This is a genomic window from Nocardia sp. Tas62D01 (genome assembly GCF_055232035.1).
The window spans coordinates 5,326,329-5,351,732 of sequence record NZ_JBUYUZ010000001.1; the positions used below are offsets into that span (position 1 = coordinate 5,326,329).

The 25,404-nt window shown below is 65.8% G+C and carries 27 protein-coding genes and 1 pseudogene; 15 read left to right on the forward strand and 13 right to left on the reverse strand.

Annotation, left to right across the window (positions count from 1 at the left end):
* Positions 1-31 precede the first annotated feature (31 nt).
* The 6 genes from ACV7NQ_RS25140 to ACV7NQ_RS25165 all read left to right on the forward strand — a co-directional run bounded on the left by ACV7NQ_RS25140 (position 32) and on the right by ACV7NQ_RS25165 (position 5,459).
* Complete coding sequence (locus ACV7NQ_RS25140) at positions 32-166, forward strand: hypothetical protein (RefSeq protein ID WP_463361887.1); 135 nt, start codon at positions 32-34, stop codon at positions 164-166.
* Positions 167-252: 86 nt separating this feature from the next.
* Positions 253-1,383, forward strand: coding sequence for a restriction endonuclease subunit S domain-containing protein (locus tag ACV7NQ_RS25145; protein ID WP_463361888.1), 1,131 nt, complete (start codon positions 253-255; stop codon positions 1,381-1,383).
* Between the two features lie 35 nt (positions 1,384-1,418).
* Complete coding sequence (locus tag ACV7NQ_RS25150) at positions 1,419-2,861, forward strand: protein kinase domain-containing protein (protein WP_463361889.1); 1,443 nt, start codon at positions 1,419-1,421, stop codon at positions 2,859-2,861.
* Positions 2,862-3,017: 156 nt separating this feature from the next.
* Entirely contained in the window at positions 3,018-3,584 is a 567-nt protein-coding gene (locus tag ACV7NQ_RS25155) for a Uma2 family endonuclease (protein WP_463361890.1), read from the forward strand.
* A gap of 1,012 nt (positions 3,585-4,596) precedes the next feature.
* Positions 4,597-5,109 (forward strand): Dps family protein, encoded by a 513-nt coding sequence (locus ACV7NQ_RS25160; RefSeq protein WP_463361891.1) that lies wholly within the window; start codon positions 4,597-4,599, stop codon positions 5,107-5,109.
* A gap of 134 nt (positions 5,110-5,243) precedes the next feature.
* The gene (locus ACV7NQ_RS25165; RefSeq protein WP_463361892.1) at positions 5,244-5,459 is read left to right on the forward strand and encodes a hypothetical protein; all 216 of its coding nucleotides are present in this window, start codon (positions 5,244-5,246) and stop codon (positions 5,457-5,459) included.
* Positions 5,460-5,492: 33 nt separating this feature from the next.
* Here ACV7NQ_RS25165 and ACV7NQ_RS25170 read toward each other — a convergent pair whose 3' ends face one another.
* The 9 genes from ACV7NQ_RS25170 to ACV7NQ_RS25210 all read right to left on the reverse strand — a co-directional run bounded on the left by ACV7NQ_RS25170 (position 5,493) and on the right by ACV7NQ_RS25210 (position 15,167).
* Positions 5,493-6,035: a hypothetical protein gene (locus ACV7NQ_RS25170; RefSeq protein ID WP_463361893.1), complete on the reverse strand. Its 543-nt coding sequence runs from the start codon at positions 6,033-6,035 to the stop codon at positions 5,493-5,495.
* 239 nt (positions 6,036-6,274) lie between these two features.
* On the reverse strand, positions 6,275-6,742 hold the full coding sequence (locus ACV7NQ_RS25175; protein ID WP_463361894.1) for a cupin domain-containing protein: 468 nt from the start codon (positions 6,740-6,742) through the stop codon (positions 6,275-6,277).
* A 178-nt stretch (positions 6,743-6,920) separates the two neighbouring features.
* Entirely contained in the window at positions 6,921-7,559 is a 639-nt protein-coding gene (locus tag ACV7NQ_RS25180) for a DUF5666 domain-containing protein (protein WP_463361895.1), read from the reverse strand.
* Between the two features lie 622 nt (positions 7,560-8,181).
* Positions 8,182-12,015: an amino acid adenylation domain-containing protein gene (locus ACV7NQ_RS25185; RefSeq protein WP_463361896.1), complete on the reverse strand. Its 3,834-nt coding sequence runs from the start codon at positions 12,013-12,015 to the stop codon at positions 8,182-8,184.
* 456 nt (positions 12,016-12,471) lie between these two features.
* Complete coding sequence (locus tag ACV7NQ_RS25190; protein ID WP_463361897.1) at positions 12,472-12,660, reverse strand: hypothetical protein; 189 nt, start codon at positions 12,658-12,660, stop codon at positions 12,472-12,474.
* 129 nt (positions 12,661-12,789) lie between these two features.
* Positions 12,790-13,023 carry a hypothetical protein gene (locus tag ACV7NQ_RS25195; protein WP_463361898.1) on the reverse strand — a complete coding sequence of 78 codons (234 nt, stop codon included), beginning with the start codon at positions 13,021-13,023 and terminating at the stop codon, positions 12,790-12,792.
* Positions 13,024-13,053: 30 nt separating this feature from the next.
* Complete coding sequence (locus ACV7NQ_RS25200; protein ID WP_463361899.1) at positions 13,054-13,332, reverse strand: hypothetical protein; 279 nt, start codon at positions 13,330-13,332, stop codon at positions 13,054-13,056.
* A gap of 162 nt (positions 13,333-13,494) precedes the next feature.
* A complete protein-coding gene (locus ACV7NQ_RS25205) occupies positions 13,495-14,625 on the reverse strand; it encodes an AI-2E family transporter (RefSeq protein ID WP_463361900.1) in 1,131 nt (376 codons plus the stop codon).
* A gap of 83 nt (positions 14,626-14,708) precedes the next feature.
* Positions 14,709-15,167 (reverse strand): alpha/beta fold hydrolase, encoded by a 459-nt coding sequence (locus ACV7NQ_RS25210; RefSeq protein ID WP_463361901.1) that lies wholly within the window; start codon positions 15,165-15,167, stop codon positions 14,709-14,711.
* A gap of 205 nt (positions 15,168-15,372) precedes the next feature.
* On the opposite strand from ACV7NQ_RS25210, the gene ACV7NQ_RS25215 reads away from it, so the two are divergent.
* On the forward strand, positions 15,373-15,594 hold the full coding sequence (locus tag ACV7NQ_RS25215) for a hypothetical protein (RefSeq protein ID WP_463361902.1): 222 nt from the start codon (positions 15,373-15,375) through the stop codon (positions 15,592-15,594).
* Positions 15,594-16,889, forward strand: a complete 1,296-nt coding sequence (locus tag ACV7NQ_RS25220) for a hypothetical protein (protein WP_463361903.1) — start codon at positions 15,594-15,596, stop codon at positions 16,887-16,889. Before ACV7NQ_RS25215 ends, ACV7NQ_RS25220 begins: the two co-directional genes overlap by 1 nt.
* Here ACV7NQ_RS25220 and ACV7NQ_RS25225 read toward each other — a convergent pair whose 3' ends face one another.
* Positions 16,890-17,054 (reverse strand): hypothetical protein, encoded by a 165-nt coding sequence (locus ACV7NQ_RS25225; protein ID WP_463361904.1) that lies wholly within the window; start codon positions 17,052-17,054, stop codon positions 16,890-16,892.
* Positions 17,055-17,112: 58 nt separating this feature from the next.
* Between ACV7NQ_RS25225 and ACV7NQ_RS25230 the strand changes: the two are divergent.
* From ACV7NQ_RS25230 to ACV7NQ_RS25240, 3 genes and pseudogenes are all read left to right on the forward strand, one after another.
* Positions 17,113-17,295, forward strand: a pseudogene (locus ACV7NQ_RS25230) (ferredoxin); the annotation flags it as partial.
* Positions 17,296-17,355: 60 nt separating this feature from the next.
* On the forward strand, positions 17,356-18,663 hold the full coding sequence (locus ACV7NQ_RS25235) for a glycosyltransferase 87 family protein (RefSeq protein ID WP_463361905.1): 1,308 nt from the start codon (positions 17,356-17,358) through the stop codon (positions 18,661-18,663).
* Between the two features lie 33 nt (positions 18,664-18,696).
* The gene (locus ACV7NQ_RS25240) at positions 18,697-19,542 is read left to right on the forward strand and encodes an EamA family transporter (protein ID WP_463361906.1); all 846 of its coding nucleotides are present in this window, start codon (positions 18,697-18,699) and stop codon (positions 19,540-19,542) included.
* Here ACV7NQ_RS25240 and ACV7NQ_RS25245 read toward each other — a convergent pair.
* On the reverse strand, positions 19,539-19,805 hold the full coding sequence (locus ACV7NQ_RS25245) for a hypothetical protein (RefSeq protein WP_463361907.1): 267 nt from the start codon (positions 19,803-19,805) through the stop codon (positions 19,539-19,541). The two genes, ACV7NQ_RS25240 and ACV7NQ_RS25245, sit on opposite strands and share 4 nt — an antisense overlap.
* A 35-nt stretch (positions 19,806-19,840) precedes the next feature.
* Here ACV7NQ_RS25245 and ACV7NQ_RS25250 point away from each other — a divergent pair, with 35 nt between their 5' ends.
* Entirely contained in the window at positions 19,841-20,167 is a 327-nt protein-coding gene (locus tag ACV7NQ_RS25250; RefSeq protein WP_463361908.1) for a plasmid stabilization protein, read from the forward strand.
* Here the strand turns inward: ACV7NQ_RS25250 and ACV7NQ_RS25255 are convergent.
* Positions 20,144-21,079, reverse strand: coding sequence for a phosphatase PAP2 family protein (locus tag ACV7NQ_RS25255; RefSeq protein ID WP_463361909.1), 936 nt, complete (start codon positions 21,077-21,079; stop codon positions 20,144-20,146). The genes ACV7NQ_RS25250 and ACV7NQ_RS25255 overlap by 24 nt on opposite strands.
* A gap of 73 nt (positions 21,080-21,152) precedes the next feature.
* Here ACV7NQ_RS25255 and ACV7NQ_RS25260 point away from each other — a divergent pair, with 73 nt between their 5' ends.
* A complete protein-coding gene (locus ACV7NQ_RS25260) occupies positions 21,153-21,824 on the forward strand; it encodes a response regulator transcription factor (protein ID WP_463361910.1) in 672 nt (223 codons plus the stop codon).
* Here the strand turns inward: ACV7NQ_RS25260 and ACV7NQ_RS25265 are convergent.
* The gene (locus tag ACV7NQ_RS25265) at positions 21,803-23,203 is read right to left on the reverse strand and encodes a HAMP domain-containing sensor histidine kinase (protein ID WP_463361911.1); all 1,401 of its coding nucleotides are present in this window, start codon (positions 23,201-23,203) and stop codon (positions 21,803-21,805) included. The genes ACV7NQ_RS25260 and ACV7NQ_RS25265 overlap by 22 nt on opposite strands.
* 14 nt (positions 23,204-23,217) lie before the next feature.
* Between ACV7NQ_RS25265 and ACV7NQ_RS25270 the strand changes: the two genes are divergently transcribed.
* Both ACV7NQ_RS25270 and ACV7NQ_RS25275 read left to right on the forward strand, forming a co-directional pair.
* Entirely contained in the window at positions 23,218-23,766 is a 549-nt protein-coding gene (locus tag ACV7NQ_RS25270; RefSeq protein ID WP_463361912.1) for a hypothetical protein, read from the forward strand.
* A gap of 71 nt (positions 23,767-23,837) precedes the next feature.
* Positions 23,838-25,214 carry an OFA family MFS transporter gene (locus ACV7NQ_RS25275; protein WP_463361913.1) on the forward strand — a complete coding sequence of 459 codons (1,377 nt, stop codon included), beginning with the start codon at positions 23,838-23,840 and terminating at the stop codon, positions 25,212-25,214.
* Positions 25,215-25,404 lie beyond the last annotated feature (190 nt).

The following is a 25,404-nucleotide window of genomic DNA, read 5'->3' on the forward strand; positions in this document are numbered from 1 at the left end:
GCTATGGTGCGCTGTTCCAACGGGTTACGGGTTGTTGTTCTTTCACCTGCGTATCGCCGCCGCGCGGGCTGCCGAAGCGGCCGAGGATCTCACTGATCAGGTGTTCACCGGACTCACCGCGGGTGTCCTTGTTCCGGCCGACCAGGCCGCGCACCCGAGCGAGTAGCGGCGGGATTCGCCGAGCCGTCGGTCTTCGACCGGCGCTGCTAACGTTTTCGCTGACGTGTCGAGCGACCGAGCGGAGGCATCGACGTGACGCAGGAACCGCCCGACTATCCGGGCGACCAGGAGTTCGCGCAACGAGCTCTCGACGCGGCCCTCTACGACCCGAGGTACTACGGGAACGACGGCGACCGGCGGTGGGCATCGACCGAAGGGGCCACCGCCTGGATGCAGTACTGCCTCGGGCAGGCGTCGGGCGTCGGGACTATCGCAGTCCTCATGCCTGGGTCGGCGGCGGCAAATCGGCAGGCCCGGCCACTGCGAAGCGTTCTGTTGCGCAACGGCGTACTTCGCGCCATCGTCTCCGGGCTGCCCGGCGGGCGGGACCAATGGTTGTTGCGTGAGCCGGACGGTGAACGACCCGACTATGTCCTCCTGGTCGACGCAACCGATGACCCTGCGCGGGCGGCAGTGGCATGGCGGGCCTTCCAGCTGGATCCGATGCACCCCGATGCGGCGCCTTACACGGTGCGGGTCGTGGACCGGCTCGACGAGCGAATCGACCTGGCTCCAGCCACAACCTCCGCAGACCGGGTCGACCAGTACCTCGCGCTGCGCACGGTGGTTGCGGAGCAGCCGGTCGGAACACCGCCGCTGCTGCAGCCGAACGGGATCGCGCATGGCACGGTGTCGCTCGGCGAACTCGCCGAGGCCGGGGCTGTCAGCTTCCATCAGTCGCCGCCGACGGTCGTGGTCGGCGACGGCGCGACGTCGATGCTCACGGTGAAGGACGTGCGGTTGGGGCGTCGTCCGTCCCGGCGCGGCGACGCCGCTGCGCCGGGTGCGGTGATCATTCGCGCGGGCGATGTCGCGGTGGTGCCGAAGGAATCGGCGGTACGGCATTGCACGGACGACGGCGTACTGCTGGGACCGGGAATCGAGCTCATGCGGGTCGACGCGAACATGATCGATTCCCGATTTCTCGCCGGTGTGCTGCGCGCCGTGGTAGCTGGAGCCGTCGACGGCAGTGTCGACCTGTACGAGGTGGGCTTTCCGCGGCTTCCGTTAACTGAACAGGGCCGATACGCAATCGCTTTCGCAGAGTTGCGTGAGCTCGAACAGGCATGGCAACGGCGACGAGCGGAACTCGAGCAGCTGGTGCGGATCGGTTTCGAGGGATTGGCCACCGGGCGCCTGCGTCCGGACGGCGCCTGCGAGTAATTTGGATGATCGGGCTCGGTGGACTCACGGAGGTAATGGCGGTGCATCCGGAGGTCGTCGGCGGCCGCTACGAACTCATCCGACCTGTGGGGGCCGGTGGGATGGGGCAGGTCTATGAGGGGTTCGACCGGAACTTGAAGCGCCGAATCGCGGTGAAGTTCACGCACGCCAACCTCGATTCCGACCCCGAGTGGACCAAACGCTTCCTCCAGGAAGCGGAGGTGATGGCCAGTGTCAGCCACCCGGGCATGCCGGCGATCCATGACGCGGGGATCGTCGAAGACCAGTCGCAGCGGCCGTTTCTCGTCATGGAATTCGTGGATGGCGTCACCTTCGAGGACCTGCTCGCGCGGCAAGGTCCGTTGCCGGTCGGTGTCGTCGCCGCGCTCGGCGCGCAGGCCGCCGCGGTCCTCGCCGCTACGCACCGGCACCGGATCTATCACCGCGACCTCAAGCCCTCGAACCTGATGCTCTGCGACAACGGGACCGTCAAGGTGCTCGACTTCGGGCTGGCGGTGGCCCTCGATTCCGGCCGCAGCCGTTACACCAGCACCGGTCAGACCATCGGGACGCCCGCGTTCATGGCGCCCGAACAGATCGAAGCGCGTGAGGTGACACCGCAGACCGACCTGTATGCGCTGGGGTTGATCCTGCACGAGTTGCTCACCGGCGATCGGGTGATGGCGGGGGATAACCCGTTCACGGTCTGGACGCAGCAGGTCTCCCGACGTGCACCGGATATCCGTGCGGAGCGGCCCGATACACCGGCCGATATGGCCGGAGCCATCATGTGCATGCTGGAGAAGAAGCCCGAGAGTCGCCCTGCGAGCGCGGGTACCGTGCACGCGGTGCTGATGCGCCACGTGACCGAACTCGGTGCGTTGGTCGACGACGTGCACAGTCCGGCAAGGCTGTACGCCCTCGCCGTGGGGGCTTCGTCCGTGTCACGCACCTCGCCCACAGTGCTCGCGGCTACGGTGCTCGACCATCCCGAGACAGCGACACCGGCAGGTTCCATTCCGACCGATGATTTCAGCCGCGGCGACCTGCACCGTGCGATCGATCGGGCACGCCATCTCGCCGACGAATCGCGCTACCATCCGGCGATTCGCGAATTGAAGACTGTCGTGGAAGCCGCTATCCCCCTGCTGGGTTCGCGCGATGCCGATGTGGTCGACGCCCGGGTGAAGCTCGCCGACCTGCGCGCGGAAGCAGGCGGTCACAGCGAGGCCGCCGAACACTATCGCACTCTCGTCGACGACCTCACCGCGGAGCGCGGACCCTACGATGACCAGGTCATGTACTGCCAGCGCCAGCTCGCCGTCTGTCAGGTGCACCTCGGCGAGCTGAGCGCGGCACGGGATCGTCTGGAGCGCTTGAAGATTCAGATGGAGGCGCGGTACGGGGAGGCGGACCGCCGGGTGGTGGAGTTGGGCGAGTTGATCGAGGGGATTCGCGTTCGGCGAGCTGGGCGTTGAGGGATGTGCAGCTGCCCGTCCTCGATTTGGGGCCCTCTGCTCCGAGCATGCGCGGTCACATACACCCTTCGGCCATCTAGGCTGAGTGCTGTGAGCGACGACTGGTCGTGGTTGCGGAGCGGCATCCCGGTCATCGACATGGATGTCTACTCCGGGATGCCCGAGGATCTGGCCCGCACGATCGAGGTCAAGGACGGCATGCTGGTGCACTGCGAGTCGCCGTCGCCGGACCATGTCTCCGTGGCGCGCGCGATCGAGGCCGCCCTGCGGGCGGCCGTGCGGGACCGGCCGTCGGACGCCCCGTGCCTGCGTGCTAGCGGCGATCTCGACATGCTGGTATCCGAGGTGCCGTTCGGCTTCCGGCGTCCCGATGCGATCCTTTACCGTTGCGTTGAACTGGACCGAGGCCGATGGCGCAGGAAACCGACCGCGAGCGATACGCTTCTGGTCATCGAAATCGTTTCCCCGGCCACGGTGACCGCCGATTGCGTCGATAAACGTGCCGAGTACGCCAAACTGGGAATTCCACAGTATTGGCTCGTGCGTTTGGTCAACGATGACGGCCCGGTATCGTCGATCGAGCAGCTCAGACTCACTTCGGACGGTACGTATGTGACCGAGCGAATCGGACTGCGCGGCCAGGATCCGGTTGTCGCAGTCTCGGTGATCGACCCGGTGAAGGTTGAAATCACCTGGGCAGAATTGGATCTGGATATCGAGTAGGACTGCGAGCGCCGCGCTCAGCTGCCGGACCAGCCACAGCAGATCCCCGCCGCAACGGTCGAGAACCAGTTCCCTGAATAAGGACAGCGGATGAGGTGCGGGGCGTGCTTCTCTCGCAATTGTGTTGTTACGCTGAGTGTTCGACTCGCCGCTACGCGGAAACGCTCGCCGAGCGGCCCGGGGCGTCCGATGCGTTGAGTACCGCCACCCGGTTGGGAACCGGCACAGCAGCGTGCTCAGCGCTCAGCTCGAGGCCTGCCTGCTGGCCTGTGAGCGCAGCAGTCGGCTGTGCGGCACCCATGCCGAGCGTCACGAACACTGCCGCATATGCACCCAGGCAACCCAACGTTGCGTCGAGACGACCAGAGAGCTGCTTCGCGCAATTCATCAGTGAAGCGCGTGATGCGCCGGGCCGCCCACGGCCCGACGATCGAGACGCGACGGCGATCATCCAAGCGACCTGTCTGGACGAAGCATTAGGTTTTCGGCCTCATTGGAATAGCCGCGAGGAACGTGCGGGTACCGAGTCCAGCGCCGCCAGTAAACTCTCCCGCGCCGCCGGGACCTCGTCCACCGCCCCGAGGTGGCGCGAGAGGGTGAGGACAGGCGACGATAAAGCGGCAGGCACGGCGAGGCTCCGAACATCTCGAGCGTGTAGGAACCTTCATGATCAACGGTCCCGCCGTACCTGCTCCGAAACATCCGATCTTCGGTGTGTCGCAACGCAAATCAGCAGATCAGCGAACCGAGAGCGGATTTTGCCTCAGCCCTGCGTCGCCACGCACTGCCGTACTCGGTCCTGCAACGATGAAGGCAGGCTGAGTATGGCCTTTTCGAGGTGGTCGCGAGTGAAAAGTGCGCTGGCGAGATCGTGCTCTGTCCACACCGTCCGATCGGACCACGGCAGTTCTCGATCGAGATTGGGCAGTGACCCACCCAACAGCACAATCTGGAATTATTCCAATAAAGCCAGCGGTTGTACCCGATGAACGATTCGCAAAGGAGTGCAACCATGACTGCAGCACCTCAGACAGAGCGGCGGGCCAATCGTCGTCTCGCCGACGATGTCCGAAATTTCACCGGCTCCGCCCAGCTGGCCGCCAACCTGCAGCGCGTACTCGTCGATCTCATCGAACTGCACCTGCAAGGCAAGCAAGCCCACTGGAACGTCGTCGGGACCAACTTCCGCGACCTACACCTGCAGCTCGACGAACTGGTCGATGCAGCCCGCGAGAGCAGCGACACCATCGCCGAGCGGATGCGAGCCCTCGACGCCGTCCCCGACGGGCAGTCCGACACCATCGCCGCGACAACGAGCCTCCCACCTTTCCCCGCCCAAGAGGTGAACACCGCCGACGTAGTCGATCTGATCACGACGCGGACCTACGCGGCCATCGACACCATCCGTGACGTGCACGACGCCGTGGACGCCGAAGACCCCAGCACCAGCGATCTGCTGCACCAGATCATCGACTCGCTGGAGAAGCTGGCGTGGATGATCAAGTCGGAGAACCGCAGGGTCTAGCCGCGCAAACATCGACCCGCCGCCAGCGCCGCTTGCTCGCGGCGGGTTCTGTGTTGTTCGGGCAGGTCGATGCCGTCGATCCACGCGCTGATGAACGGGGTTTCCACCCCAGGTGTTGACGCGCCCAGTCCGTCATGGACATCCCGGAAATCGGCGAGGCATTCCGCGGCGGACTGGCTCGGGTGACCATCCTCGCCAAGCAGCGGTCCGGGGCCGAAGACGAGGACGTGCAGCGGTTCATCGCCTTCGGGCAGCTCTGCCACCTGATCACCACCCTCGGCCTGGACGGCGACGACAGCGCCTGGGCCGCCATCCTCACCGCGGGCATTCGCCACCCGAACGCGGACTGACCTCAACCGACCGCCCCCCCGTGGGGCGTTTCTTCAGGCGATCGCGGTTCGTAGTGCGAACCAGCCGGTGGTTGGGTCGGCGAAGCCGTGGTACATCAGGCGAATTCGTTGGTCGACTTCGAAGTGGCGGTATACGGCGAGCATGGCGGTGCGGGTTGCTGCCTCTTGGAAGTCTTCGGTGCGGCGGAAGCCGACGAGATGTTCGGGGAGTAGTGCCAGGCGAGTCAGCTCGGCGGGGTCGTCGATATCCAGGCCTACCGGTGCGGTGTCGGTGATGTGGTGGTCGTGCAGGATGGCGTGGATCTGGTTCGGGTCGGGGTGACCGGATAAGAACGCCAGGAACTCGGGGTACAAGAGTCGTCTCGGATCGGCGGAAGCCTGCTCGGCCTGCACCAGCTCGATCAGCTGGGCGTCGGGGCTCGGGGTGGCTGTGTCGGCGCCGAGCGGCGCCTGTTCGAGTACGTGCAGTATGTTGCCGCCGGGGATCAGTGGCTCCGGGGCGAGAAACAGGCTGACGGTGGGGCAGGTGCAACCCCGGCCGATCAGGCAGACTTTCATATGAGATGGATCGGGCATGTGGGCCCTCCCCCATGGGAACGGGCCGGATGTTCCGGCCCTTGCTGGATCGGGACTTCGAGATGTGCCGATCGCTGAGTGCCATGGCGCTTCGACGGTCGACCGTGCCGCAGTTCTCAAGTCTAGGAGCCCGGTGGTGCCCGTGCATCCCTAGCCGGATTCGGATGGTTTGCCACGCGGGAGCCAGCACGCGCAGAGGGCCTCGTCATTTCAGGGTCGGCCGCACGGCGGCCGCTGACTTATCGGAGGGGGTGGTGCGGATCGATCCACGGCACGGACTCCGGTTGCTCGACGGCCGGGATGTCGAGGTTGACCACGACTGGTTCTTGATCGCTGCGGATGACTACGCAGTTGAGGGGTTCGTCGTTGGCGGCGTTGAGTTCCTGGTGGGGGACGAAGGGCTGGACGTAGATGAAGTCGCCTGGACCCGCTTCGGCGGTGAATTCGAGGCGGTCGCCCCAACGCATGCGGGCGCGCCCCGCTACGACGTAGATCACGCTTTCCAGCGGTCCGTGGTGGTGCGGGCCGGTTTTCGCACCCGGGTCGATCTGGACCGTGCCCGCCCAGATCTTTTGCGCGCCGACCATGGCATGGCTGATCGCGGCTTCGCGGTGCATGCCGGGCGTCTGGGCGGTGTTGGGGTCGAGTCGATCGCCGGGAACGACCCGCACTCCTGCGCTACGCCAGTCCGGTGTCTCGTCGCTCATCGCATCGACCCTTCTGTCGGGAAGGCTGGGATCCGCTGTCCAGATTAGTGCCTATCGGTCAGCTGCCGATGGTGTCATGCCGACGATGGCCCGCAGGCCGTGCTCTCAGTTATCCCCCTGCCGATCGGAGGCAGTATGGCGAGTTGGCATGGGATTTCTGGTCGGGCGCTGGTCGAATTCAGTTACCGAGGAGGACATCGAGCGGGGCGCCGATGATGAGCGTCGCCTTGATGGAGCCGTCGGCTGCCTTGTCTCCGTGGACGACGACGGTGTCGCCGACTCGGACATCGGAGGTCCGGGTGCCGCCGGTCAGGGCCAGTACCCGGGTGTCGGCGTTGGTGCGCACGGTGGCGGTCCCGCCCAGCGCGCCATCGACGATCAGGGTCGACCCGTCGTTGCGGGTGACTTTGCCGACGGTCAGTCCCAAATCGGTTCCACTTGCGGTGGCGGATGTGGTCGTGCTGGCGCTGTTCGCCTTGTTCGCCTTGTTCGCCGGGCTCGAACCGTGCTGGCCCGACATGGCCAGAATCCACACCAGCGCCAGCACGAGAAGTGCGACGCTGATGCCGACCCCCACCAGTAGCCCGGTGTGCTGACCGTGATCGCTGGCCGCATAGTCGTCGGCTTGCACCAACTGCTCGGTATCGGCGCCGAAGTCGGCCGACTCCAGCGCGCCCGCCTCGAACGCCTCGGTAGTCCTCTGGAACGGCTCGGTAACCCTCTCGCCCGGCTCGGTAACCCCCTTGGCCGGCTCGCCAACACTCTTGAACGGCTCGGTCGGCCGTTTGTTCGACCACGGAGTGTGCAGGGCTGGCATGAATCAAGAGTAGGCCGCGCCATTAGGGCGTCAGGTCGCGTCTTCGGCATGCCGACTCAAGCGGATTGTCCAATGTATTTGGCGGCCTTGATATTTCGCGCAATGAACCGAATGGGTCTTCCCGCGGCTGGTAAATCTCTTTCACCGCCGCCGCCGTTGTTTCGCTCGATGCCTTCGTTGTTCTCTGGCCCGGGAAGTAGGTCGGCGTATTCGGTGTTGTTCGATTGTCTATATCCGGCGCGGCGGCCGGCCGCGCCTTGCCGCATCGGGAGCTCACGAAAAGACCTTCCGCCGTTCGTATTTCGGCGGTCGGTTCAATCGAGGCAGCGGCGTAGTGCCGCGACCACTGCAGGCCAGGCGGTGGACTCGGGATCGATGAGATCAAAGTGGCCGGTGCCAGGCACCGTGGCATTGGCTCCGGCCGCGAACCTCGCCGACTTTCCGCCATTGCCGCGCCGCTCACGTCGAACGGGTCGATGCGACGGCGGCCCAGTAGGTCACAGTGATCAGGAATATGTCTCTATCCAAAGGGTGCGGCCCGGGCAGCGCCGAGCCGGGTCCTCGCCGGCGGTCGGAGATATGCGGCGGGTACCCGTGCGGTGCTGCTACTGACTTGCGGCACCTACGGCAACGTCATCCGCCTGCTGCCGCCGCTGGTCATCGGCAACGCCTGCTCGCCGACGGCATCGACGTGCTCGCCGATGTCCTGCGGGACCTGACTCGCTGACCACGCCCCGGCCCTTCGGTCGACTGGCTGCCCCGGTCCGCCGGTGGTCCGGTTCGGGGTGGGGAGGAATCCCGAGGCGATGAAGGCGGTGATGTAGGTGTCGATTACGGTCTCATCGATGGTCGGGCAGTGGATCCCGCTGTGGGCGAGGGCGTTTCGGGTGTTGGTGTCGTCCCAGCCGATGTCGGTCGTAATATTCGCGTAATTGCCGATGAGCAGGGCGGCACGTACCAGGGAGTCGTCGCCCGCCGCATTGCGGGTGTGGGCCTCGTGGGACAGGCGGAGTTGGATCGTATCGACGGCCTCGGTCTCGACGGGTAGTCCGTGATGGCCGAGGCATTCGAAGATGTCGCGGATTGCCACCGGCTTTTCGTTGATCAGGTGGTAGGCGATATCGGTCGCGTCGCCGAGCGAGATCTCGACGATGGCCCGTGTCACGTAGGTCACCGGAATCAATGCCGTTGCCGCATCGCCGATGTCGGGAGCGACGCCCAGGATTGCCGCCGCCCGGATCATATTCCAGAACGAATCGTCGGGACTGTTCACACCGATTCGCAGATCGCCGGACACCAGCCCGAGCCGATATACCCGGACGGGCACGCCACGCTCGCCTGCCTGCAGGATCAGTTGCTCGGCAACCCATTTGCTGGCCACATACCCCTGCGCGGGCAGTTCGTCGGCGCCGATTCGTGCAGTCTCGCGGATGAGGCCGCTGCGGACGGCCGGGACGACAGTGCCGGTGGTGGAGACGAAGTGGACCGGCTTGATTCGTCGGGTTGTCGCCAGGCGCAACACTTCTCGGGTGCCCTCGACATTGGCAGCCCGCAGGCGGGCATACGGTTCGACATGGTTGACGCGGGCGCCGTTGTGGTAGATCGCGTCGATCCGGTCGGCCAGTCGTGCGTAGTCGGCGTCGGTCAGGCCGAACGACGGATCGGCGAGATCGCCTGGGACAGCGATGATTCGGGACTCGAGCGCGTCGTCCCACAGCAGGTAGGAGCGAAGTGCGCCGCGGATCCGGTCGTATGCCTCGCCCTCGGTGTTCGCGCGGACCAGGCACCATACGCGGGCGTCGGTGCGGTCGAGCAGTTCCCGCAGCAGGTAGGCGCCCACGAAGCCGGTCGCTCCGGTCAACAGCACCTCGCTTGCGGGTCCCAGGTGTGTCGGTGCACGGCCCGCGCTGTCGAACTCCGGTCGGAGTACGGCGTCGGCGGCGATCGCGGACGGGCTGTACGCCTCGGCGCCGTGACCGGTGATGCGGGCTGCGAGTCCCCGCACGGTGGACGCGTCGAACAGCGTGGCCATCGTCGGCTCGACCCCGAGCCGCTGCGACAGTGCGCGCTGCAGCGTGAAGGCGAGCAGTGAGTTGCCGCCGAGCGCGAAAAAGTCGTCGTCCAAGCCGATTCCGGGCACGTCGAGCACCTCTGTGAAGGCATCGGCGACCGCCTGCTCGATCGGGTTGGTCGGGGTGCGGAAGGGCGCGGTGCCGACCGTCGGTGCGGGCAGGGCCGCACGATCCAACTTCCCGTGCGTGGTCAGTGGGATCGCATCGATGACAACGAAGGCCGCCGGAACCATATGGGCAGGCAAAACCCGGGCCACCTCGGTGTGCACCGCCGCGACATCCGACGGCCCCACTAGGTAAGCGACGATCCGCTGGTCACCGGGACTGTCCTCGCGGACGATGACGGCGGCGTGCTGCACCGATTCCAGTGCGAGCAGCGCGGTTTCGATCTCACCGAGCTCGATGCGGAAGCCACGCACCTTCACCTGATTGTCGGCACGGCCCAGGTACACGAGGTCGCCGTCGGAGTTCCATCGGGCGAGGTCGCCGGTCCGATACAGGCGGGTGCCATCGGTGGCGAAGGGGTTCGCCACGAAACGTCCGGCGGTCAATCCCGCCCGGCCGAGATAACCGCGAGCCAATTGCGCACCCGCGATATAGATTTCGCCACGAACACCCACCGGAACGGGATGTAACCGATCGTCCAGCAGCACGATCTGTAAACCCGGTAGGGCGCCGCCGATTCCGTTGCCCTCGGCCGCCCCGATCAAGCGATGGGTCGCATGGACGGTCGTTTCGGTGGTGCCGTACATGTTCACGAGCTTCGCGGCGGACACGCCGTGGCGGTCATGCCACTCGTCGAGGCGGCGAAACTCCAGCGGCTCGCCACCGAACACGATGTACCGCAACGACAGTGGGGGAAGGTCGGCGGGCGCCGTGCGGTCCGCTTCGGACAGCTGACCGAACGCCGACGGTGTTTGGTTGAGCACGGTCACCCGCTCAGTGCGCAGCAGCTCCAAGAACTGCGCGGGTGACCGCGACGTGAAGTAGTCGACGATCACCAACGTGCCGCCGTGCAGCAGCGGGCCCCAGAGCTCCCATACCGAGAAGTCGAACGCATACGAATGGAACATCGTCCACACGTCGCGCTGGTCGAAGCCGAATAGCGACTGGGTATTCGCGAACAACTCGACGACGTTGCGGTGCGGGATCGGCACCCCTTTCGGGCGTCCCGTCGAACCGGACGTGTAGATCACGTACGCGACGTTGTCCGCTCGCAGTGGAGCCGATCGATCGGCCTCGGTAACCCGCGAGCCGTCCGAGTCGGACAGATCGATCCCGTCGATCTCGACCGTTGGCACCGTGGCAGGCAGGCTCATCCCGGCCTCCGCCACCACGCACACCGGCTCCGCGTCGGCAAACAGGTAGGCGATCCGCTCCGCCGGATACGTAGGGTCTACCGGCAGGTACCCGCCGCCCGCCTTCACCGTCGCGAGCAGCGCGACCACTAGGTCAAACGATCGGGGCAACGCCACCGCCACCAGCGTCTCCGGGCCGACGCCGAGCGCCACCAGCTTGCGGGCCAGTTTGTTGGCCCGAATATCCAACTCACGGTAGGTCGATGCCGCGGCGCCGAACCTGACCGCGGTCGCATCCGGGTGCTTCTCGACTACCCGATCGAACAGATCGACCAGCGTGTGTTCCTGTCCGGGATGCGGGCCGGGGAAGTGCTCACCGGCAGGCGGCGCTGTCACCGGCGGCGTGCGCGCCGACACCGTGGACAGGAAGTCCGTCATCGGACCCGGCGACAGCGGCTGATCGTCCCATCGCGCACAGACCGCGGCCACCTCCGCCTGCGTCACCGCTACGGCATCGACCATGCCGGTCGAGCCGAAGGAATGGGTCACGTAGGCGACGTTCCCGGCCTGTATCGGACGAAGTCGATCCTCGTAGGTCACCGGCTCGTAGGAAGACCCGGCGAGTTCGCGCCGAAATGCCGGATCATCCAGCATCAGCCAATTGATGCAACCAGCCGGATGCCCCGCACCGGCCGCGAGGCCGATCACCGGCCGCCAATCCGACAGCAGGTGTTCCAGATGCGCCGCCGGAGCGTCAGCATCGATCGCGACGAAGCCCGCGCCGGTCTTCGCCACCGCCCACATCGCCGACAGCGATTGGATCGACGAGGAAATCGCCAGCACGACAAGGTCTCCCGGGCCGACGTCGCGTCCGATCAGCAACCGCGCCAACCGCGACGACGCCGCATCGAGCTCGCGATAACTGAGCACCGACCCCGCGCACGACAGAGCCGTGCCGTCGGGATCGGCCTCCGCCGCCGCCGCCAATAGCTGCGGCAGGGTCGTTATCCTGGGCCGCCGCGAACGAAATGGGCGTGCACGTACCGGTCCCCGCACTGGCCCCACGCTCACTGGACCGTTGCCCATCACACTGTCTCACCAATCCGCCGAACACCGAAATCGGTCATCACCTGCCCCAGAGAAGCTACCGGCTGGCGCCGCCTCGAGCTAGTCGAACCTTTCGGTGATGAAGCTCCCTTCGTCGGCCGCGCCGATTGGCCGACCCATTCCGGGCATCCCGGTAGCAACCGGAGATGTACCAACCACCACGAACCGGTGGCGGTCGGTCGAAGGGAGCGTAGCCGGATGGCAAGTCGGGAGCGAAGGCTGGTCGTAGACGAGGACCAGCGCGCCCTTGGCCTATTCGATCGCCGCGCGGGCAGAGTAGTAGAGCTCGGGCAGTCTGCCGTCGAGGGTCTGGCGGACGTCGTGGGCGATGGTGTCGGTCATGTCGACGTAGTAGCCCGTGGTCACCGGGCTACTGGGTCCTACCGACACGGGTACGACGGCTACCCCACCTTGCGGCGGGACGCCCGAGGTTGCTCATTCCCAGAGCCGGGCGCAGGGTAGCGGCGGCAGGTCATCGCGCAGCTCGTCGTCGACCGTGACCGTGAACTCCGGAAAGCCATGTGCCAGTTCGTCGGCCACGCTCTCCGCCTGTTCGGCCGAGGCCCGATAGTCCAGCGTCAGCTCGCCGGATTCGATGCGGATATGCCGCGCCGGTGCCATCATATCCCGGCTCCTTCCCTGTGCGACCGGCCCACCGGGTGGGTCGGTCGTGATTCTCGAGAATCGCCCAGGAGAAGGAACGTATTGGTGCCACTGAGTGCCAGACGAGTATCCGTTCGGTGCACATTTATCTCACCCGCAGGCGCCTGTGCGATAGCTACGTTTTTGCCTGCGGTAGCCGTCCAGAATGTCTTGGCGGAGAAGATGACCGAAGCCCGCGGACTGCAGCCGCATGCCGAACTCGGGCTCGGTGATGCCGAGTTCGGCGGCGGTGTCGGACAGCTGCCAGTCGTGGGCGGCGAGTCGGTCGAGCAGGTGGCCGCAGCGGACCTGGTTTTCCGAGAGGCGGAGGGTCTTCGAATACATCTTCGACGTCTACATTTTCGACGTCATCGGTTAGCCGATGACGGCGTTCATGATGGTGCCCGCGCTGGTGGCGATGACGCCACCGGCCATCGCACCCGCGAGCATCTTCGGTGATTCGAGGTTGCCACCGTTCCACTTCTCCCACGCGAACTTGCCGCCCGCGAAAGTGACGCCGGTTACCCCGGAGAGCAGCACGAACCAGTTGAGGTACCGGACCATCTGGAGGAACTTGTCGGCGGCGGGCGGGGCCTCGGGGGAGGGGTTGTCGATCTGGGCGAGAACAGTGTCGTAAACGGCAGTCAGGATCATTGATGCGCTCGTTCCGTGTCGGTGTAGCGGCTGATCGAGTTGTCCAGGTAATAGCCAGATCTATACCGGACAGTATGTGCGGCGACAGCGAATCTTGTGGCGTGATTGCGGGACCCTGTCGGGAATGTCCAAAAATATTGGAACCCCGGCGGGTCGCGCGGGTTATTCGGGCGCGGATTGGAGCTCGTCTTCGACTTCGGGTGGCGTTGTGGCCGCGTCGATCTGCTCGCCGATGTAGCGGATCACCACGGCGAGCAATGCCGCGAAGGGGACGGCGAGGAAAGCGCCGACTATTCCGTACAGCGACCCGCCCGCCGTGATGGCGAGCAGCACGATGACGGCGTGCAATTTCATGCTGCGGCTCTGCAGTACCGGCTGTAGGACGTTGCCCTCGAGCTGCTGCACGGCAACGATGATGCCGAGCACGATCAGCGCCGTGGTGAAACCATTGCCGACCAGCGCGACCAGCACCGCGAGCGCGCCGGCGACGAAGGCGCCGACGATTGGGACGAAACCACCGATGAATGTGATCACGGCAAGTACGAGAGCCAGTGGCACGCGGAGGATTACCAGGCCCGCACCGATGAAAACGGCGTCGATCAGACTGACCAGCGCCTGGGTGCGGATGAAGCCGCCGAGGGTGTCCCAGACCCGATTCAGCACCTCCTCGAGATGGTGGCCGGTGCGGTTGCCGAGCACGCTGTGCAGCCACGGCAGGAAGCGCGGTCCGTCCTTGATGAAGAAGAACGACAGCACCAGCACCAGGACCAGCGTGATGATCGCCGATGTCGCCGTGCTCACGCCGCTGAACACACCGGTCGCGATCCGGTCGGTGCTGGACTGCAGCCGCGAGACGATCGCATTGACCGCCGATTCCAGTTGCTCCTCACGGATTTTCAGCGGTGGTCCCTGTAGCCAGGCGCGGACCTTGTTGATGCCTGCGGTCGATTTGTCCGCGAGTTCTGGAGCCTGATCGACCACCGAGGGCACGATCAGCGCGATGATGCCCGCGAGCAGTCCGAGGAACCCGAGCATCGTGACCGACGCCGCCGCGCCGGGACGCAGGCCGTGCCGCGTGAGCCATCGCGTCGGCGGCCACAGCACGGTGGTGACGACGATTGCCAGCAGCACCGGTAATACCGCCACCCACAGCTTCGAGATGACGAACCCGATCACCCACCCGCCTGCCGCGATCGCGACGATGCACAGCGCCCATTTGGCGAGCCACATGAGTCCGGCGCCGATCACATCCCCGCGGTCCGGGGTCGATTTGCGTTCCCTCCGTTCGCTCACACCGCCAGTCTTGCACGGGCCCACCGCTCGAACGGTGATTGCTCGGACGGGCCGGTCGGCAACCCTGCGCGAACAGCGGCCGCCTACGTTTGGACCGAATTCAGAAACTCCAGGACCACCGGCGCCGCCGTGTGCTTTTGCGGACGTCGTTGTCGCGTACCACGGCTGTGTGGTCCGCGAGGCGTGGTGCACCCGAGCACCGAGGCGTGCACCCGATTCGGGTGGCGGACGGTCGACCACTGCGCGACGCGGCCGCCCATCGAGGTGCCGTACATGTCGGCGCTCTCGATGCCGAGATCGTCGAGCACGGCGACGACATCGTCGGCGAATTCCGCTGTGCTGTAAGGCGTATCCTGCTTTTCGCTGTCACTAGTGCCGCGGTAGTCGTAGGTGATGGTGCGATAGGCCGGGTGGAAGTCCTCGCCGACGCCGTCCCGCCAATGATGGTTATTGGCTTGCCCGGCAAGCAGAATCAGCGGGATGCCATTGCCGTGGGTCTGATAGGCGATGCGAACACCGTCGCCGGCCCTGGCATAGCGCATCGTGTGCGTTTCCTTCCGATCTGACATCGACGACGAATGACGGCTTGTCACGTCATTGTCCCGGTCGGTGGCGTCGGCCGCAGTCCGGTCTCGGAATCCTCGCTCCGGTCCAGGTGGCCGCCCCTATTATTCGCCGCCCCTATGATTCGAAGATGATCTTCGCGGGTATTCCGAGCTGCCGGAGTCGAGCAGAACGAGGAGCATCATGACCGTACGAACCGACCTCGAACAAGAACTGTCTGGCCCACTGGCGGCAATCGATTTGCTCTCCGATCAGGAGGCCGCCGACCTGCTGATGTTGTTCCGCGCGGCCAGACAGCGGGAGCGGACCGCGCTCGTCGAGTCCATCGACGGGATGATCGGCGTCCTACCTCGGCCGCTACGCGTAACGACGAAGAAGATCATGTTTGGTAGCAGCCTCAGCTGATGAGCGACCTATTAACCCGCGCCCAGGTCATTCTGCTGGCGCGCACGCTGAATGTCCCCGCGGAACGACTGGCCCACCTGGAGCGGCTCGGCCCCGTGCACCTACACGAACTGCAGCAGCGTATGGCGGGCATCCTCTTCGATCAGCATGCCGAGGTCTTCGAGCGAATCAGCAAGTTGGTGCCGATCATTCCGCTGGGCATTTCGATGCCACTGGTGCAGCGGATCGTGCCGCCGATGATGACCGGCCGCGCCGCGGGCGCCGTGGGCGTCGACCATCCGAAAAAGGCCGCCGAAACGGTCGCGCTGCTCGGCACGTCCTACGCCGCGGATTGCGCTCCCTACATGGATCCGCGCACCGTCGGCCAGCTCGCGGACGTGGCGCCACCCGGACCCCTCGTGCACATCCTCAACGAGATACTGCGCCGACGGGACTACATCACGGCTGGGCCGTTTCTCGCCTATGCCACACCGAGATTGATCGCAGCCGTCGAGCAGGGCGTGCACGATGACGAAGGTCTGATCTTCTCCGCCGCCTATGCGTTCTCGGCGTCGAGTGTCAGCGTCATCCTGCGCCAGCTACTCGCCGGACCGTGGCAACGGATTCCGCGGATTCTGCACACCGTGCTGATCGGGTCGCCCAACCTGCAGCTGGCGGCCCTTTCGGCGTTCGCGCGCTGCGATGCGGACGTGATCACCTCGATCGGCGACATCCTGTTCACCATCGCAACGGTCGAGTCCATCAGCAATCTCATCGTCACCGCCATCCATGTGGGAACGATATCGGAGCTGCTGATCTTCACCGGTCACCTGAGCCCAACGGCGCTCGACCGAATGGCCGCGAATCCGGTCACCGGCAACGATGCGGCGCTGGGTGCGATCATCGGCGCCCTCGACGGCCGATCCGAACCCGGCATCTGGCGGGGACTGTTCCGGCTGCTGGATCGTGTCGACGCCGACACCCATCCAATGGCCGCTCGGCTACTGGTAGGGCTGTCGGACGCGACAGTGGCCGCGTTGCCTGCGATCGCTACCGGAGCCGAACTCTGGCCGATGCTGCTGCGGGTGATCGTGGCCGGTGACGAGGCGGTGCACACCCGGATCGGTGCTATGTGGGCCACGCTGTCACCGGAGCGCCGCGCCGGTCTGGAATCGCATGTCCACGAACTCCAGCTGGATGAGCCCATGGCGGCAATCATGGACGCGATCCCATCGGTGTCGGTGGAGGAGGTGTTCTTCCGACGGCGTCAGATGGGCCGGCGGCGCGGCGCTACGGATAGTTGGGATGTCGGGTGACTACTTCTCGATTCCCTCGAAGTCGAACAGGGGAATGTCGGCCATGTCCTTGATCAGCAGGGCCTGGGCCTGCGCGACGATCTTGTAGGACTCCTCCAGGGTCGGCGCGGCGAGGGCGGCGTCGAGCAGGTGATCGAATGGCTGCTGGCCACGCTGCGTGAGCATTGGCCGCTGACTCGGATGACCTTTCCCGACGGCCACCAGGGCTGGCTGGTTCGACCACGAGTGCTGCATCGGTGCGGGCATGTGTGCGCTGACCGCCCCGGACGTCTTCGACCAAGACCCCGACGACGGCAAGGTGCTGCTGCTCGATCCGAGGCCACCGCCCAAGCGCCGAGCGGCGGCCGGGCAAGCCGCGCAAGCGTGCCCGTCCGGCGCGATCAGCGTGCGCGCGGACGGCGGCTGATCGGGCCCGGTATGCGCGCCGATTCGGCCTGGTTGCAGCCTGTCGGTATAGTGGCCGCGGATGAGCAGCGTTACCACCCGTGATGTGCCGAGGCCCCTGAACCGACGATTCGGGCGCTCGGGTTGGCTGGTGCCGCCTCTCCTGGTCGGGTTCGCCACACTATGTCTGATGCTGCCGCTGTGGCCGTTCAAGAAGATCACCGGGGGGTTCATCGATCTCCAGGTGTATCGGCTCGGAATCGAGGCGCTACGTGACGGCGCGGATATGTACGGACAGCTGCCGCAGACCACCATCGGTATCGGACTGCCGTTCATCTATCCGCCGTTTGCCGCGTTGGTGTTGAGCCCGTTCGCGCTGCTGCCATGGGATGCCGCGGCCTTCAGCTTCTTCGTCTCCTCCACGGCGGCGCTCGCGGTCACGCTGTATCTCGTCGCGCGGCGGCGGTGGCCGGAGGAAGCGGGCGGCCGGCTCGCGCTGCTGGCCGCGTCGTGTGCGGCGCCGCTGGCCATGCTGCTGGAGCCGATCCGCTCCACGTTGGACTTCGGCCAGGTCAACCTGTTGTTGATGGTTCTGGTCGTGGCCGACTGCCTGACCGAGAAGCCGAAGTGGCGTCGCGGCATGCTGATCGGGCTTGCCGCCGCGATCAAGCTGACTCCGGCGGCGTTCGTGCTGTACTTCCTGGTCCGCCGGGACTATCGCGCCGCCGTCACCGCCGCGATCACCGGGGCGGCCGCGACCGCGCTCAGCTTCGCGGTGCTGCCGCACGAATCCGTCCAGTACTGGTTCGGCGGGCTCGGCAATGTGTCCGGGCTGAGCGGCTCCTCCTTTCACACCAACCAGTCGATCCAGGCTGTGCTTGCCAGGTTCGGCGTGGAGAAGCCGCTGTTCACTTTGCTGTGGCTGGCGCTGAGCGCCGCGCTGCTCGTGCTGGTCGTCGTCGCCATGCGGCGTGCGGCGGCGGTGCCCGCGCTGGCGTTGTCGATCAACGCGGTTTTCACACTGCTGGTGTCGCCGATCTCCTGGTCACACCACTGGGTGTGGGTGGCGCCCGCGCTGCTGGCGATGGTCGGTTACGCGACGCAGTTGCCGTGGCGGCAGGCGACCGGCTGGTATGTGGCGATCGTCGTCACCGCGGCGGCGTTCGTCTACGGGCCACAGAACTGGATGCCGGGGGATAAACAACGGGAATTGTCGTGGACGCCTTGGCAACACGTGTTCGGGGACACCTACGTCTGGCTGAGCGTGCTACTGGTCGCGCTGTACGTCGTGGCGACCAGGCGGTCGTCGGCCACGTCGGCGCCGAGCACGCCTGAAGTCGATACCACGCCGGAGCAGACAGCGCTCACGGGTTCGCAGCCGATCGTCTGACTGGCAGTGTGGTCGCTGCCCGCCGTGCGGACGATGACCCGGCGCGGGCTGGGTGGCGTTCCGCCGACCGCGCTGGTGCTGGCCGGGATTGTCAGCGTGCAGGTCGGCGCCGCGCTGGCCAAGCAGCTGTTCACCGCGACCGGGGCCGCGGGCGCGGTCAGCCTGCGATTGTTCTTCGCAGGGATCGTGCTGTTGATCTTCTGGCGATCGTCATTGCGGATCGAGCGGCGGGCGCTGCCGGTCGTGCTCGGCTACGGCGGCGTGCTTTCCCTGATGAACCTGTCGTTCTATCTGTCGATCGACCGTATTCCGCTCGGCATGGCAGTCACCATCGAGTTCCTCGGGCCGCTGGCCGTCGCGCTCGCGGGGTCACGCCGCTGGATCGACGCGCTGTGGGCGCTGCTCGCGGGCGCAGGGGTAGTGCTGCTCACCCAGGCGGGTGGGCATGTCATGTGGTCGGGTGTGCTGTTGGCCTTGGCCGCAGGGGTGTGCTGGGCGAGCTACATCCTGCTCAGTGCGGCACTCGGCGAACGGACCAGCGGCGGTGGCGGTCTCGCGCTGGCCATGGCGTTCGGTGGACTGCTGATGGCCCCGGTCGGCATCGCGGACGCGGGTGCCGCACTGCTCGAACCTTCCGTTCTCGCAGCAGGATTCGGGGTAGCGATGCTGTCGTCGGTGCTGCCCTATTCGGTGGAACTCGAAGCGCTGCGGCGCATTCCAGCTCGAGTGTTCGGCGTCCTGATGAGCCTCGAGCCTGCCGCGGCCGCGTGCGCCGGACTGGTCGTGCTCGGCCAGATCATGAATCTCGGGCAGTGGGCGGGTGTTACCTGCGTGGTCGCCGCGTCTATCGGAGCGACCCGAATGGCGGGCGAGCGCTAACTGCTCGGCGGCAGGATCTTGAGCGTCAGCGCCAAGCCTGCGGCCATGAAGCCGGTGGAAACTATTGCGGGCGTTACAGATTGGGTGATCACGGCGATGCCGGCGGTGAACGTGAGACAGGTTGCCAAAGCCAGCAGTGCGGTTCCCCACTCCACACCGGCAATTCGGTGAGTTCGGTTTCTCGTCACTGTCATGCTGTTGTGATACCCAGCCTCCGGGGTTATCAAACCGTTATCGTCGCGCGCGGCCGCATGTTTAGCCACACCCGCGCGGGTATTCCGCGTGCAGGAGGTGTGACATGCCCGAGGAATGGAGCAAGAAAGACGAGCGGCAGTACCAGCACGTGAAGGACTCCGCCAAGGATCGGGGCGCGAGCACGGATCGCGCCGAGGAAATCGCCGCCCGTACCGTCAACAAGAATCGCGCCCAGGCCGGGAAGACCAAGACCGCCGGCAAGACCTCGACGAATGACATGTCGCCGCAACGCCGCGGCGGCCTCCGGTCCGGCAGTAAGGGACCGAAGGGCCCGACCCGCGATCAGCTCTACAACGAGGCCAAGCAGCGCAATATCGAGGGCCGCTCGAAGATGAGCAAGAGTCAGCTAGCCAACGCCCTGGGTAAGTGACTGGTCCACGCCCGCCGCGCCGGACTCATGGGGGTCCGGCGCGGTGCTGGGCGCACGCTCGACGGGCCCGGACTCGGGAACGGGTGCACGCTGCTCATCAGGCCCGGACGCGGCAATGGACGCACGCTGCTCGTCGGGCCCGGACTCGGCGACACGCGCCCGCCGGTTATTGAGTGCGTTCAGCACAAGGGCGCCGATAATCGCGACGATGGTGCCGAGGATGGCTCCGGCAAAGACATCGGTGAGCCAGTGCACGCCGAGGTAGAGCCTGGTCGCCGCCACGATGGCGATGAGCAGGGCGGCCACGGCGACGAGCAGCGCCCGGACCTGTCGACTGCGCCCGATCATCAGGACGGCCACGGTGATGCCGACCATCGCCGAGGTGCTGGTGACGTGACCAGAGGGAAATGAGTAGTCCATTTCGAGAACCTGCTGGGTCTCGATCGGCGGCCGTGCTCGTTCCACCGTCAGCTTCAGCGTGGTGCTCGCCGCCGAGGCGACACCGACGGTCGCGACCATCACCAGGCCGGGAAACACCGATTTTGCCTGCCAGGACAGCAGTGCGCCGATCAGCACGGCGATCGTCACGGTGGCGGCGGGACTGCCGAGATCGGTGATCACCAGTGCCGCGATATCCATCCAATGCGTGCGATGCGCGACGAACCATGCATTGTTCGGCGCATCGGCACTGGTCAACCAACCATTGGTGTGCACCTGGATCGCGAGCGTCGCGAATGCGATGATCAACCCACCGACGCACAGCGCCGTGGCGATGTACCGGCGGCTCGCTTGGACGATGCCCGAGGTGAACACCGCGCCCGCGACGGTAAGTTCCGAGAGCGCGACGTCCTTCGCCGCGGGTTCGGTGACGGCGTCAACGATGGCACCGTGCAAAATGGCGATGGGATGCATGCTCCGATTATTGCGAGCGTGCGCTGTGCAGAAGCTGAGAAGGTGAATTCCGGGCCGCGGCAGAGGAGATTTGGTGCGAATTCTGCTCATCGAAGACGAGCCGCGGCTGGCCGAAACGGTGCGCCGGGGCTTGGCCGCGGAGGGGTTCGTCGTCGAGGTCGAACACGACGGCCTCGACGGTTTCCACAGCGCCGCCATCGGTGCGTTCGATGTGATCGTCCTGGACATCATGTTGCCCGGTAAGCACGGCTACGACATCGTCCGCGACCTGCGGGGTCAGGGCGTGTGGACCCCGGTGCTGATGCTGTCGGCCAAGGACGGCGAGTACGACCTCGCCGACGCCTTCGACCTCGGCGCCGACGACTATCTGACCAAGCCGTTCTCCTTCGTCGTACTCGTCGCCAGGTTGCGCGCCCTGCTCCGGCGCGGCGCACCCGAGCGGCCGGTGACACTCACCGCGGGCGAACTCGAACTCGATCCGGCGCGCCACCGGGTAACCCGCGGTGGCACCGAATTGACTCTGACACCGCGCGAATACAGCGTGCTGGAGTTTCTGATGCGGCACGCCGGGATGGCGGTCACCAAGTACGAGATCCTGCGTTCGGTGTGGGACGCCAACTATTCGGGGGACGAGAACATCGTCGAGGTCTACATCGGTTATCTGCGTCGCAAGGTCGGGTCCGGCTCCGGCACACCGACCATCGAGACGGTCCGTGGCGTCGGCTACCGGCTGAACTCCTCATAGGGCAGGCCCGCGGTGTCCGCGGGCAGTGTCACCACGAATCGCGCCCCACCGGAGGCGCTTGCGGTGACCTGCACCGTGCCATGATGTGCCGCAATGATTTCCGTCACGATGGCGAGGCCGAGCCCGGTGCCGCCGCTGTCCCTGGCGCGTGGGGTGTCGAGGCGGACGAATCGTTCGAAGATGCGGGCGCGCTGCGGCTCCGGAATGCCGGCGCCGTCGTCGCACACCTCGATGACCGCGTTCGGGCCGTCTTGACGGCATTCGAGGTGGACCTCGCTGCGAGCGTGCCGCACGGCGTTGTCAACGAGGTTGCGCACCACCCGCGCCAGTTGCTGGGGGTCGCCGATCACCCGGACCGGGGCGATGGTCGTTCCTATGGTGCGGCTCTGGATGCCTTGCAGCCGAAGCCTTTCGGCGTCGAGCAGATCGTCGAGGTCGACTTCGATCGTGCGTCCCGCCAGCCCCTGTTCGTCGGCACTGGCGAGCAGTAGCAGATCCTCGAGCAACTCCCGCATGCGCCGGGCCTCCGGCAGCAGGCTCTCGTCGATCAGGGCGGAATCGACCAGATCCGGTCGGGTATCGGCCAATTCGAGCGCCGCGATGATGGTGGCCAACGGGCTGCGCAGCTCGTGCGAGGCGTCGCCGACGAACCGTCGTTGCGCCAGGTGACCGGCTTCGAGGCGGACGAGCATATTGTTCATCGTCTCCGCCAGATGCGCGATTTCGTCCCCGGTCGGCGGGACGGGGACCCGATCGCCGAGCTGTCCGGTGGAGATGGACGAGACGTGGGCGCGGATCCGTTCCACCGGCCGTAGCGCCGCGCCCACCAGGCGATAGGTTGCCACCGCGACCAGTGCGATGACGAAGGGGCAACCCACCGCCAGCAGCATCGCCACCGTCCCGATGACCCGCTCGACCGGCTCACGGTCCGCGCCGACGAGCACCGTCATCGGACCGGCCGAGGACGAGGCGCCGCGTGCCGACACCCAGTAGTCGCCGCCGTCGTTCTGCTCTATTCGACCGAGAAACATCGACTGCGACGGTGCGAGCGACCGATGCGAGAGCGGGGTCCTCGGCGCGCCCGCCGAGGACCCGACCACATTCCCGCTGCCGCTTACGACCTGGATGATCCCGATCTGCCCATCCGTCGCGACCAGCGACGGGTCGAGTCGGTCCGGCGCCTCCGCGGACATATCGAGCGCGATCTGGTCGGCGCGGCCGTCGGCGGCGTCGCGCGCCGATTGCTCGAGGGTGCGATAGAGCACAAGCAGCACCAGGCCGCCCGCCATGCCCAGTCCGATCGTCACGACCAGGGCGGCCGCCACCGCCGACCGGGCCCGCACGGTCCACTGCGCTGGGTTGAGGCGAGTCGGAAGCATAGGCCCAGTCTGCTATGGGCGAGGATCTCGAGGCCACCAACGCAAGTGCCCGGCAACATCCCGGACACCCGCGGTACTGGACCGCCATCCTGGCGACGAGCACTGCGGGCACCACCATGTCCGATTTCATGAACCGTTCGGCGGGTCTCGACTACACCAAGGGCGCGCTCGTAGCTGCTGACGCAATTTTCCTGCGTGCTGCTGGCATGACTACTCCTCGTAAAGGCAGCTGGGGCAGCTACGTCCTGGCAGCCGCGATACCAGGCGAGCACGACAGCCACCGCGAACGAGTTCCGCAGATCGAGGATGTCGCGGAGTGCTTGCCGAATCCGCGTTCGATACCGCCGCGCTCACGGAACATGTCGTGGCGCTTGCGGATCCGGGAAATGAAGAAGCTGTTAAGTCTTGCGCTGCCAATTGTATGTAGTATACATTCTGCTGTGACTCCGGTCACTTTTGAATGTGGAAGTGAGCGGGTTCACAACAAGCAAGCCTGGTCGTGGCGCGCCGAAGTACAAGGAAACCAAGTGGGCTGGGCAAGGGCCCACGGGGATCCGCGGTAACACGACCTGGCGACATTCCTGCCCGGCTAGGCGACGACGTCCTAAGCCGGTTACGAAGGAGATGCAACGGGATGATTGCACCAACGCAGCCGACATTTCGAGAAGTAATAGATAGCAACGGCAGGGTGTACCGCATCGGGGAGACCGACAGGGACATCCTGGGCCGTTCCAGGGCGTGGATGGTATGGATGCCGTGGGTCGCCATGATGGCCATCAGCTCGTCCGAATACGCGTTCACCTCGGCCGAGGACACGCTCGCCGACGCGCACGGCTGGGGGCACGGCCACATCTTCTGGTTGCTGGGCGTCTGGGTGTTCTTCCAGGCCGCAGTAGCGTTCCCGGCCGGCCGGCTGCGGGAAAGCGGAAAGATGTCGGCGCGCTTGGGGATGATGATCGGTGCGGTCGGGGCGTTTCTAGGATATTTGTCACTGGCGTTCTCGCCGAGCGTCTTCTGGGCGTACCTGGGATTCGGCTTCTTCGGCGGGACCGCTGCCGGGATCGTGTACGCCACCTGCGTGAACATGGTGGGCAAGTGGTATCCCGAACGCAAGGGCGGCAAGACCGGTTTCGTCAACGGCGGGTTCGCCTACGGGTCGGTGCCCTTCATTTTCCTGTTCACGTCGTACCTGGAAGTCACCAACTACCAGGGACTCCTCCTCGCGGTCGGCATCTTCCTGGCCGCGTTGGTGGCCATGAGCGGGTTCTTCTTCAAAGACCCGCCGAAAAACTGGTGGCCCGCACATGTCGACCCACTGGGTGCCAGTGACGACCCGCGGATTGCTCGGGCGCTGCAAAAGAACCCGCCCGCGAAGAAGCAGTACACGCCGATGGATGCGGTCAAGACCGGCATCCTGCCGCTGATGTGGTTCGTCCTGCTCTGCACCGCTGGCATCAATATTTTCGGCATCGCCATGCAGGTGCCGTTCGGCAAGGAGATGGGCTTCGCCGGTGGGATCGTGGCGCTGGCGATGAGCCTTAAGGCAATCATCAACGGCACCGGGCGCGGCGTGATCGGCTGGATCTCCGACCGGTACGGGCGGCGGGAAACGCTCATACTTGTCTGCGTCGTGCTGGGGCTGTCCCAGTACGCGGTGTTCCTGTCCGGCACCATCGGCAGCATGCCGCTGTTTCTGATGGCGTCGATGGTCTCGGGGTTCGGTGGCGGTGCGATCTTCCCGCTGTTCGCGGCGATGACTGCGGACTACTTCGGTGAGAACAACAACGCGACCAACTACGGCCTGGTCTACAGCTCGAAGGTAATCTCCGGGCTGGTCGGGGCCGGCATGGGTTCAGTCGTGGTAGACACGTGGGGTTACGGCACTGCGTTCACGATCGCCGGTTCGGTCGGCGTAGTCTGCGCCTTCCTGGCGATCTTGCTGCGTCAACCCAAGTTGCCGCCGGAGCAGCGTCATCCCGAGCGGACGCCGGTGGAGGCGCTGGTCGACTGACGTCGGCTCGCTGCGGTGAGTTTCCGCCCCCGGGTGTGGGACAAGTCCTTGGTTAGGGCTTTCCCGCACCCGGGTTTCGTCTGCGTAGTGACACTCAGGGCACGGCTGGTGCGGCGGTGCAGTTGCCGACTCGATGGCGTCGACTAGCCGGGCGTACTCCTGCACGGCGTCCGGCCATATTGGTCTACAT

Excerpts from the sequence above, each read along its gene's own strand:
- ACV7NQ_RS25150 (WP_463361889.1), top strand. The coding sequence starts at position 1,419 with ATGGCGGTGCATCCGGAGGTCGTCGGCGGCCGCTACGAACTCATCCGA.
- ACV7NQ_RS25155 (WP_463361890.1), top strand. The coding sequence starts at position 3,018 with ATGCCCGAGGATCTGGCCCGCACGATCGAGGTCAAGGACGGCATGCTG.
- ACV7NQ_RS25160 (WP_463361891.1), top strand. The coding sequence starts at position 4,597 with ATGACTGCAGCACCTCAGACAGAGCGGCGGGCCAATCGTCGTCTCGCC.
- ACV7NQ_RS25165 (WP_463361892.1), top strand. The coding sequence starts at position 5,244 with ATGGACATCCCGGAAATCGGCGAGGCATTCCGCGGCGGACTGGCTCGG.
- ACV7NQ_RS25170 (WP_463361893.1), bottom strand. The coding sequence starts at position 6,035 with ATGCCCGATCCATCTCATATGAAAGTCTGCCTGATCGGCCGGGGTTGC.
- ACV7NQ_RS25175 (WP_463361894.1), bottom strand. The coding sequence starts at position 6,742 with ATGAGCGACGAGACACCGGACTGGCGTAGCGCAGGAGTGCGGGTCGTT.
- ACV7NQ_RS25180 (WP_463361895.1), bottom strand. The coding sequence starts at position 7,559 with ATGCCAGCCCTGCACACTCCGTGGTCGAACAAACGGCCGACCGAGCCG.
- ACV7NQ_RS25185 (WP_463361896.1), bottom strand. The coding sequence starts at position 12,015 with ATGGGCAACGGTCCAGTGAGCGTGGGGCCAGTGCGGGGACCGGTACGT.
- ACV7NQ_RS25190 (WP_463361897.1), bottom strand. The coding sequence starts at position 12,660 with ATGATGGCACCGGCGCGGCATATCCGCATCGAATCCGGCGAGCTGACG.
- ACV7NQ_RS25195 (WP_463361898.1), bottom strand. The coding sequence starts at position 13,023 with ATGTATTCGAAGACCCTCCGCCTCTCGGAAAACCAGGTCCGCTGCGGC.
- ACV7NQ_RS25200 (WP_463361899.1), bottom strand. The coding sequence starts at position 13,332 with ATGATCCTGACTGCCGTTTACGACACTGTTCTCGCCCAGATCGACAAC.
- ACV7NQ_RS25210 (WP_463361901.1), bottom strand. The coding sequence starts at position 15,167 with ATGCGCTATGCCAGGGCCGGCGACGGTGTTCGCATCGCCTATCAGACC.
- ACV7NQ_RS25215 (WP_463361902.1), top strand. The coding sequence starts at position 15,373 with ATGACCGTACGAACCGACCTCGAACAAGAACTGTCTGGCCCACTGGCG.
- ACV7NQ_RS25220 (WP_463361903.1), top strand. The coding sequence starts at position 15,594 with ATGAGCGACCTATTAACCCGCGCCCAGGTCATTCTGCTGGCGCGCACG.
- ACV7NQ_RS25225 (WP_463361904.1), bottom strand. The coding sequence starts at position 17,054 with ATGCTCACGCAGCGTGGCCAGCAGCCATTCGATCACCTGCTCGACGCC.
- ACV7NQ_RS25235 (WP_463361905.1), top strand. The coding sequence starts at position 17,356 with ATGAGCAGCGTTACCACCCGTGATGTGCCGAGGCCCCTGAACCGACGA.
- ACV7NQ_RS25240 (WP_463361906.1), top strand. The coding sequence starts at position 18,697 with ATGACCCGGCGCGGGCTGGGTGGCGTTCCGCCGACCGCGCTGGTGCTG.
- ACV7NQ_RS25250 (WP_463361908.1), top strand. The coding sequence starts at position 19,841 with ATGCCCGAGGAATGGAGCAAGAAAGACGAGCGGCAGTACCAGCACGTG.
- ACV7NQ_RS25255 (WP_463361909.1), bottom strand. The coding sequence starts at position 21,079 with ATGCATCCCATCGCCATTTTGCACGGTGCCATCGTTGACGCCGTCACC.
- ACV7NQ_RS25265 (WP_463361911.1), bottom strand. The coding sequence starts at position 23,203 with ATGCTTCCGACTCGCCTCAACCCAGCGCAGTGGACCGTGCGGGCCCGG.
- ACV7NQ_RS25270 (WP_463361912.1), top strand. The coding sequence starts at position 23,218 with ATGGGCGAGGATCTCGAGGCCACCAACGCAAGTGCCCGGCAACATCCC.
- ACV7NQ_RS25275 (WP_463361913.1), top strand. The coding sequence starts at position 23,838 with ATGATTGCACCAACGCAGCCGACATTTCGAGAAGTAATAGATAGCAAC.